The organism is Bradyrhizobium uaiense (assembly GCF_010811875.1).
Classification (GTDB): Bacteria; Pseudomonadota; Alphaproteobacteria; order Rhizobiales; family Xanthobacteraceae; genus Bradyrhizobium; species Bradyrhizobium uaiense.
Genome location: NZ_VKHP01000104.1, coordinates 22565 through 30341, shown reverse-complemented (window position 1 = coordinate 30341; position 7777 = coordinate 22565). Strand labels below are relative to the sequence as shown.

Here is a 7777-nt window from a genome sequence, read left to right as displayed (position 1 = left end):
AGACGGCCATCCGGCGGGCAGATCGCGCTCGCCGCAACGGCAATATAACGGTCGCTGAACAGCACCGAGTTTTCATCGGCGCGGTCAGCGCGTCCGTAACGAACGGCGAGATCGACGCCGTCGGCGCGCCGCGCATCGCCAGGAAGGCAGGGAACGAAGCCAGCGCCGCCAGGCTGCCGAGCAGCCGCGGCGCCATGAAGGCACGGTGGCGCGCGCGCGTCAGCGCATCATATTGCGCCGACGGATGCAGCAGCGCATCCAGGCAATCGCGGATCAGACTCAAACTACTCACAGCACTCGCGCTTCGGCTCAATCGTCAGTTGGACGCGCCGGAACGCCTCCTTCGTGATTGCAGGTCAACGTGTCAGAGCGAACTTAAGCGAACGCTAAGGCGGGGCGGCCTGCTGCCAAACACCGTGCATTGGTGAGGGTTCGATGCTGCTATTCACCGGTCATTTGTCGGGGATGGTGAACGGCTGGTTTCCGGATGCGACGTTCTATGGTTTCGAAATGGTGGTGCTTTGCATGCGGCACCATCAGCGGCCATCAATCGAAAATTTACGGCGAATCAATTCAGGCGAATTTTCCGCGATTTTCCGGCGGATTTACTTCAATGCAGATACTTCCGATTTATCGACCGGTGCTACCCCTGAGGCAAACAGCGGCATCGACCGCGCAAGAAGCAAAGACAGATAGACGACCGGGATCGCGCCATGTTCTTCCTGCTGCGTTTGGCTTTCTGGCTCGGGCTGGTGCTCGTGCTGCTGCCGAGAGACAAAACACCTGAAGCGGACAAGACGCCGCAGATCAGCGCATCGGACGCGGTGTCGGCCGCGACCGCGACGATCAACGACATGGGTCAATTCTGCAAACGTCAGCCGTCCGCCTGTGAAGTCGGCGGCCAGGCTGCGACCGCGATCGGCCAGCGCGCCACCGATGGCGCCCGCAAGATCTACCAGATCATCACCGACAAGAAGCCGCCCGACCACACCGGCTCGATCGGAAAGGACGATACCGATTCCGCGCTTGCCGCATCCCGCGACACGCTGACCGCGGACGACCAGACGATCGAATTCCGCCTGCCGCCGACGCCGTGAGCGCAATCAGAGCGCTTTCGAGCGAGCCCGATACCGGTTCGCGTGAGGAAAACGCGTCAAAACCACCGGGAACCGGTTCCATTTTCGTCGCTTTCGCGGCCCGCCTTCCTATATAAGCCGTTAAGCACAGGACGCGGACCACGATGACGACGATCGACGAAATCAGGGACAATTTTGCGCTGCTGGACGAGTGGGATGACCGCTACCGCTACGTCATCGAGCTCGGCCGCACGCTCGAGCCGTTGTCGGAGGCCGAGCACTCGGCCGAGAACAAGGTGCAGGGCTGCGTCAGCCAGGTCTGGCTGTCGAAGCGGGTCGAGCGCGCTGCCAATGGTGAACCGCGCCTGATCTATGTCGGCGACAGCGATGCCCATATCGTGCGCGGTCTGGTCGCGATCGTGCTGACGCTGTTTTCGGGGCACACGCCGAAGGACATCCTCGCGACCGACGCGCTCGCGTTGTTCGACGAATTCGGCTTCCGCGACCATTTGACGCCGCAGCGCTCCAACGGCCTCCGCTCGATGGTCGATCGCATCCGCAACGATGCGCGCGAGGCGCTGGCGTCCGCGTAAGTTCCTTACTTCCGCTTCCGCGCCTGCTGGCCCAGTCCCATCTTCTTGGCGAGTTGCGATCGCGCCACCGCATAGTTCGGCGCGACCATCGGATAGTCGGCCGGCAGCCCCCATTTGTCGCGATACTGCTCCGGCGTCATGTTGTACTGGGTGCGCAGATGGCGCTTCAGCGACTTGAAGCGCTTGCCGTCCTCGAGACACACCAGATATTCGGGCGTGATCGACTTCTTCATCGACACCGCAGGCTTGGCCGGCTCGCTCGGCGTGTCGGTGCGCCCGCTCGACACACGCTGCAAGGCGGCGTGGACTTGGCTGATCAGGTTCGGAATGTCAGAGGCCGGCGTCGGATTGTTGCTGAGATAGGCCGAAACGATGCTGGCGGTCAGCTCGACCGGCGTTTTGCCTGACGTATCGGACATGGCTCAACCTTCCCCGTGCTCTCGACGGCGCGGCGTTGCGGGCTGTTCGGACAGTATCCGAGGACGAAAATACATTAATAGAATCGCGTACTACTTCGCGAATATGATCGGATTACAGGAAATCTGACAAGAACGCCCGTGTTTTAGACTTCGGGCCGCACGCTCGCAAGTATTCCGGTAGATCTACGGCCGTTGCTCCAGATGCGAGCGGAGCTCGTCGATCGAGGCGAACCGCATCATGCCTTCGGGCATCTGCGCCTCGATCGATCCATCGGAATAGAGCGAATAGGCCATGCCGTCCACCACGCCCGATTTGAGCACGGTCACGGGGGGCTGCTCCTGGGGCGGCGGCGGATGGCCTGATGACGGCGAGGCGGCGGGCGACTGGGTCTCGCCGAAGGTTGACGGCCGGGGCGTGCGCCGCGGGGCGACATCGACCGACCTCGGCCGGTCGGCCTTCGGCCAGGCATCGTCGAACGTGGCCGGTGCGGGTTCGGGCGAAGCGGCCGGGCCCGGACGCAGCTCCGGCGACAACAGATCCGGCGTCAGCGGCTCGGCGGCACGCGTCTGGGTCCGCTCACGCTCCTTCCGCGAGGATGAGAACAGCAGGTTGCGCCGCTTCGGCGGCGCTGCATCGTCCGCCGGCGCTGCGCCCGGCACGGGCGGCGGCGCCTCGCCGGGCGAGCTGCGCGCGGCGATTTCGTCGTGCCAGGGCGGCGGCGCCGCGGGTGCAGATGCCGGGACCGCAGGGGGAGCAGCAACCTTGGGCTCACGCGGCGGCGGGAGAGCCGTCTCGTGGGAGCCATTGCGCGGGGAAGTTGCGGGCAGCGGGGGAAACTCCGACCGGGTGCCTGCGCCAGCGGGCTCGAGTCGCGCGGCAATGACCTGGAGTTCCCGAACGACTGCGGCAAGCGCCAGCACGATGGCGCCGGTGCATGCGCCGGTCACGCCGGTCGCGATCAACGTGCTGCCGACGCTGAATTCCTTGTAGGGGATACCCAAGCCGACCGCCGCCAAGCCCGCCACAACCAGGCCCGCGCCGACGACCAACAGACCAACCATCATCGAACTAACCCCCGGGAGACCCGACCGAAAATCGGCGCGGGCCTCGAACGCCACGATACCGTCATATTGCCCACACCGCCAACCGCCAATTGTAGACGGAGTTCCCTAAAATCCCGCTTAACCGGGCGGGACGCACTCGGTCCCGGCGCGAATACCGGCTGCGCCAGCGCCCTGCTCCCGTAGATTTACTGGCTACGAATTGCTGCCAATTTATTGCAGCGCATCTGGGAAATTACGCCACAATTCCCAATTACTCAGAAACGGAACTGCGCTATGGATGCCGGGGAATGAGGCCCTAAAGCGCCAAACTGGGCCACAGGCACGCCGGTATCACTAGCTATGTCATCTATTACGACGTCTGCCCTCGAGGCGCCTGCGCGGCGCTCGGTGGAGAAGACCTGCGACGATCTCGCTTTCCTCGTCCTCGGCGTGGTGGCCGTGGTCGCCGGCCTCACTTTCCGCGATTACGGTCTGGGCTGGGACGACTACACCCACGCTGAATACGCCGACCTCTTGCTGCGCATGTACGGGTCCGGGTTCAAGGACACCGGCGCGCTGTCGTTCGCCAACCTCTATATGTACGGCGGCGGCTTCGATATGGCTGCGGCCCTGCTGCACAAGATCATTCCGCTGGAACTGTTCGAGACGCGCCGCCTGCTCGGCGCGGTCGTCGGCGTGATCGGTCTTGCCGTAACCTGGCGCCTGGCGCGCCGCGTCGGAGGCCCGCTGGCGGGACTGGCGGCGCTGCTGCTGCTGGCGCTGTGCCCGACCTTCTACGGCCACATGTTCATGAATCCGAAGGATGCACCGTTCGCCGTCGCGATGGTGGTCCTGATCATGGGCCTCGTCCGCCTGATCGAGGAATATCCGGCGCCCTCGCCGCGCACGATCCTGATCGTGGGCTTAGGGGCCGGCCTGTCGATCGGCTGTCGCGTGCTAGGCGGGCTCGCATTGATCTACGCAGTGATCGGCTTCATACCGCTGTGGATCGAGGAATACCGCAAGCAGGGTGCGCGCGAGGCGACCCACCGCTTTGCCCATGTCGTCTATGTGCTGCTGCCGGGGCTTGCTCTCGGCTATCTCGTGATGGGCCTGATCTGGCCGTGGTCGATCATGGAGCCCGGCCATCCGCTGGAAGCGGTGACGTATTTCTCGCACTTCTTCGAGAAGCCGTGGAAGGAGATGTTCGACGGCGCGCTGGTGTCGGTGCCGGACATGCCGTGGTCCTATTTGCCGACGCTGTTCGCCTTGCAGCTTCCCGAAGTGCTGCTGGTGCTGCTGACCGCAGCCGTCGTCGCCACCTTCATGTCGCTGTCGCGCAAGGATGTGACCGCCAAGCGCAAGTCGATCATGCTGATGCTGACGCTGGCGGCGACACTGCCGCTGGTGATCGCGATGGTGAAGCGGCCGGCGCTCTACAACGGCATCCGCCACTTCATCTTCGTGATCCCGCCGATGGCGGTGCTCGGCGGCGTCGCATTCGCCCGCGGCATGGACTGGCTCGGCGACAATCGCCGCGCCTGGCAGCCTGCGGCGCTCGCCGTGTTCGCATTCGGCCTGCTGCTGCCGCTCAGCGAAATGATCCGGCTGCATCCGTATCAGTATACGCATTTCAACCACATCGCAGGCACGGTGCGGACCGCCGACAATTTCTTCATGCTGGACTATTGGGGCCTGGCGCTGAAGCAGGCATCCGACGGGTTGCGCGAGCAGCTGGCGGAACGGCAGGAAGTGCCGCCGCAGCACCGCAAGTGGAAGGTCGCGGTTTGCGGACCGCAGCGCCCCGCGCAGGTCGCACTCGGACCGGACTTCACGATCGGCTGGGACAGTCACGCCGCCGACTTCGCGATGACGCTCGGCGAGTTCTACTGCAAGGGCCTGGCCGCGCCTGTCATGGTCGAGATCAAGCGCGACGACGTCGTGTTCGCCCGCGTCTACGACATCCGCGGCCGCAGCATCTCGAGCCTGCTGGCGATCCCGGCGCCGTAGCCCAAAGCACGTCTGTTACGCGCCAGCCCACTTCTGGAGCATGACCTTCCGGTTCGTGGGCCAGCCGTCGCATGCTGACATGACTGTCACGCCGATACGCTGCCTTGCCGCGATCCGGCGCCGACGCTAGGCTCGACGCAGGAAACAGCCATCAACGGAGCAATCGGCCATGTCGCCAGCGGAAGCGCGCCTGAAGGAAGTGCCGTCGAACATGAGTGCGGCGGAGTGGGAGCAGCGGATCAACCTTGCGGCCTGCTACCGGCTGGTCGCGCTCTACGGCTGGGACGATCTCGTCGACACCCACATCTCGGCCCGCGTGCCGGGGCCCGAGCATCATTTCCTGATCAACCCCTACGGACTGATGTTCGACGAGATCACCGCGTCGAGTCTGGTCAAGGTCGACCTCGACGGCAACCAGCTTTCGCAGAGCGACTACAGCATCAACCCGGCCGGCTTCACCATCCACTCGGCAATCCACGAGGTGCGCGAGGACGCCGGCTGCGTGCTCCATCTGCACACGGTCGATGGCACCGCGGTGTCGAGCGGCCCGGACGGGCTGCTGCCACTGAACCAGACCGCGCAGCTCGTCACCCACGACCTCGCCTATCACGACTATGAGGGCATCGCGCTCGATCATGACGAGCGCCCGCGCCTGCAACGCGATCTCGGTACCAAGAACCACATGCTGTTGCGCAATCACGGCACGCTGACGGTCGGCCGCTCGGTCGCCTCCGCTTTCGAGCGGATGTACCATCTGGAGCGCGCCTGCTCGATGCAGGTGGCGACCCGTGCGCTCGGACCGATCGCCTATCCGGTCGAGCAGCAGGCGATCGACAAGAACACCGAGCTGCTTTCCAACCCGGACCGCGCCGAGCTGCGCTCGACCCAGCTGGTCTGGCCGCCGCTGCTGCGCAAGCTCGACAGGGTCAATCCCGGCTACCGTGATTGAAAATTTCACAATCTTCGGGTAGGCTATCCGCCAACACCCTCTGCACGTTCAGAATCAAAACGCCGCCCAATTCCGGGCGGCGTTTTTACGTGCGGTCCTCCCTCCCGTAACCGGTCAATGTTCGTCATCCCGAGGTGCGAGCTCTTGCGAGCCTCGAAGGATGCACCACCACCGGTCGGGCCGCGCATCCTTCGAGGCTCGCTCCGCGAGCACCTCAGGATGACGGGTCGAGATTTTCCCGATGTTGTTGAAAGGGCAGCGAAGCGATGCCGTCGCCCTACTTGTCCTCGGCGAACGCCGCCAGGATCCGCGCCCAGGAACGGATGCCCTTGTGGTAGCTCTTGAGGTCGTACTTCTCGTTCGGCGAATGGATGTTGTCGTCGTCGAGCCCGAAGCCGACCAGCACGCTATCGAGGCCGAGCGTGCGCTTGAAGTCGGCGACGATCGGGATCGAGGCGCCGGAGCCGACCAGAAGCGCCTCCTTGCCCCATTCGTCGGTCAGCGCGCGGCGGGCGGCCGCGAGCGGCTTCATGTTCCAGTCGAGCGCGATCGCCGGCGCGCTGGAATGATCGGTGAACTCGGCCTTGCAATCCGCCGGCAGGCGTGCCTTCACATAGTCGCGGAACGCGCCTCGGATCTTCTCGGGATTCTGTCCCTCGACCAGGCGGAACGAGACCTTCGCTGACGCCTCGGCCGCAATCACCGTCTTCGAACCTTCGCCGGTATAGCCGCCGATGATGCCGTTGATGTCGCAGGTCGGGCGCGAGGAGACCTGCTCGATCAGGAGCCGATCCTTTTCGCCGGCCGGCACGGAAAGGCCGATCGGCTTGAGGAAGCTTTCCGGCGTCAGATTGAGCTGTTTCCACTGCGCCAGAATGTCCGGCGGCAGATCCTTCACACCGTCATAGAAACCGGGGATGGTGATGTGGCCATTCTCGTCATGCAGACCGCCGAGGATCCGCGTCAGCACGCGGATCGGGTTCTGCGCGCCGCCGCCGAACACGCCGGAGTGCAGGTCGCGATTGGCGGCCTTGATCTTGACCTCGTCATAGACCAGGCCGCGTAGCGAGGTCGTGATCGCGGGCGTGTTCGGATCCCACATGCCGGTATCGCAGACCAGCGCGAAGTCGGCCTTGAGCTCTGCCTTGTTGGCCTCGAGGAACGGCACGAAATTCTTCGAGCCGATCTCTTCCTCGCCTTCGATGATGATGGTGATGTCGACCGGCAGCGAGCCCGTCACCGTCTTCCAGGCGCGGCACGCTTCGACGAAGGTCATCAACTGACCCTTGTCGTCCTCGGCGCCGCGCGCGACGATGATCTTGCGCCCGTCGGCATGGTCGGTCACCACAGGCTCGAACGGCGGACGGTGCCAGAGATTCAAGGGATCGACCGGCTGCACGTCGTAGTGCCCGTAGAACAGCACATGCGGGCGCCCGTCGGTCGAGCCGTTCAATTTGCCCACCACGGCCGGATGGCCCGCGGTCGGCCGCACTTCGGTCCTGAAGCCGAGGGTTGCGATATCTTTGGCGAGATGATCGGCAGCCGCCTTGCAGTCATTGGCAAAGGCCGGATCGGCCGAGATCGACTTGATGCGCAAAAGCGTGAACAGCCGCTCGAGGCTGTTGTCGAAATCGGCATCGATGCGGTCGAGGACGGGCTGCAACTTGGCGTTGGACATCGCGGATA

General features: G+C 64.3%; 9 protein-coding genes. 5 read left to right on the top strand and 4 right to left on the bottom strand.

The window, feature by feature from the left end:
* On the bottom strand, window positions 1–292 hold a 292-nt coding region (locus FNJ47_RS50210), incomplete at its 3' end, for a hypothetical protein (RefSeq protein ID WP_163157361.1).
* 143 nt (window positions 293–435) lie between these two features.
* Here FNJ47_RS50210 and FNJ47_RS23615 point away from each other — a divergent pair.
* The 3 genes from FNJ47_RS23615 to FNJ47_RS23605 all read left to right on the top strand — a co-directional run bounded on the left by FNJ47_RS23615 (window position 436) and on the right by FNJ47_RS23605 (window position 1669).
* The gene (locus FNJ47_RS23615; RefSeq protein ID WP_163157404.1) at window positions 436–696 is read left to right on the top strand and encodes a hypothetical protein; all 261 of its coding nucleotides are present in this window, start codon (window positions 436–438) and stop codon (window positions 694–696) included.
* A 17-nt stretch (window positions 697–713) separates the two neighbouring features.
* Window positions 714–1097, top strand: a complete 384-nt coding sequence (locus FNJ47_RS23610) for a DUF5330 domain-containing protein (protein ID WP_163157402.1) — start codon at window positions 714–716, stop codon at window positions 1095–1097.
* Window positions 1098–1240: 143 nt separating this feature from the next.
* Window positions 1241–1669 carry a SufE family protein gene (locus FNJ47_RS23605; protein ID WP_163157400.1) on the top strand — a complete coding sequence of 143 codons (429 nt, stop codon included), beginning with the start codon at window positions 1241–1243 and terminating at the stop codon, window positions 1667–1669.
* A gap of 5 nt (window positions 1670–1674) precedes the next feature.
* Here FNJ47_RS23605 and FNJ47_RS23600 read toward each other — a convergent pair whose 3' ends face one another.
* Both FNJ47_RS23600 and FNJ47_RS23595 read right to left on the bottom strand, forming a co-directional pair.
* Complete coding sequence (locus tag FNJ47_RS23600) at window positions 1675–2088, bottom strand: Ros/MucR family transcriptional regulator (protein WP_163157398.1); 414 nt, start codon at window positions 2086–2088, stop codon at window positions 1675–1677.
* Window positions 2089–2271: 183 nt separating this feature from the next.
* On the bottom strand, window positions 2272–3153 hold the full coding sequence (locus tag FNJ47_RS23595) for a DUF308 domain-containing protein (protein ID WP_163157396.1): 882 nt from the start codon (window positions 3151–3153) through the stop codon (window positions 2272–2274).
* Between the two features lie 339 nt (window positions 3154–3492).
* Here FNJ47_RS23595 and FNJ47_RS23590 point away from each other — a divergent pair, with 339 nt between their 5' ends.
* Window positions 3493–5142 carry a glycosyltransferase family 39 protein gene (locus FNJ47_RS23590; RefSeq protein ID WP_163157394.1) on the top strand — a complete coding sequence of 550 codons (1650 nt, stop codon included), beginning with the start codon at window positions 3493–3495 and terminating at the stop codon, window positions 5140–5142.
* A gap of 169 nt (window positions 5143–5311) precedes the next feature.
* Window positions 5312–6091, top strand: coding sequence for a class II aldolase/adducin family protein (locus FNJ47_RS23585; protein WP_163157393.1), 780 nt, complete (start codon window positions 5312–5314; stop codon window positions 6089–6091).
* Window positions 6092–6368: 277 nt separating this feature from the next.
* Here FNJ47_RS23585 and FNJ47_RS23580 read toward each other — a convergent pair whose 3' ends face one another.
* Window positions 6369–7769: a M20/M25/M40 family metallo-hydrolase gene (locus FNJ47_RS23580; RefSeq protein ID WP_163157391.1), complete on the bottom strand. Its 1401-nt coding sequence runs from the start codon at window positions 7767–7769 to the stop codon at window positions 6369–6371.
* Window positions 7770–7777 lie beyond the last annotated feature (8 nt).

Bases quoted from the DNA above. Each gene is read 5' to 3' on its own strand.
- FNJ47_RS23615 (WP_163157404.1), top strand. From the start codon at position 436: ATGCTGCTATTCACCGGTCATTTGTCGGGGATGGTGAACGGCTGGTTT.
- FNJ47_RS23610 (WP_163157402.1), top strand. From the start codon at position 714: ATGTTCTTCCTGCTGCGTTTGGCTTTCTGGCTCGGGCTGGTGCTCGTG.
- FNJ47_RS23605 (WP_163157400.1), top strand. From the start codon at position 1,241: ATGACGACGATCGACGAAATCAGGGACAATTTTGCGCTGCTGGACGAG.
- FNJ47_RS23600 (WP_163157398.1), bottom strand. From the start codon at position 2,088: ATGTCCGATACGTCAGGCAAAACGCCGGTCGAGCTGACCGCCAGCATC.
- FNJ47_RS23595 (WP_163157396.1), bottom strand. From the start codon at position 3,153: ATGATGGTTGGTCTGTTGGTCGTCGGCGCGGGCCTGGTTGTGGCGGGC.
- FNJ47_RS23590 (WP_163157394.1), top strand. From the start codon at position 3,493: ATGTCATCTATTACGACGTCTGCCCTCGAGGCGCCTGCGCGGCGCTCG.
- FNJ47_RS23585 (WP_163157393.1), top strand. From the start codon at position 5,312: ATGTCGCCAGCGGAAGCGCGCCTGAAGGAAGTGCCGTCGAACATGAGT.
- FNJ47_RS23580 (WP_163157391.1), bottom strand. From the start codon at position 7,769: ATGTCCAACGCCAAGTTGCAGCCCGTCCTCGACCGCATCGATGCCGAT.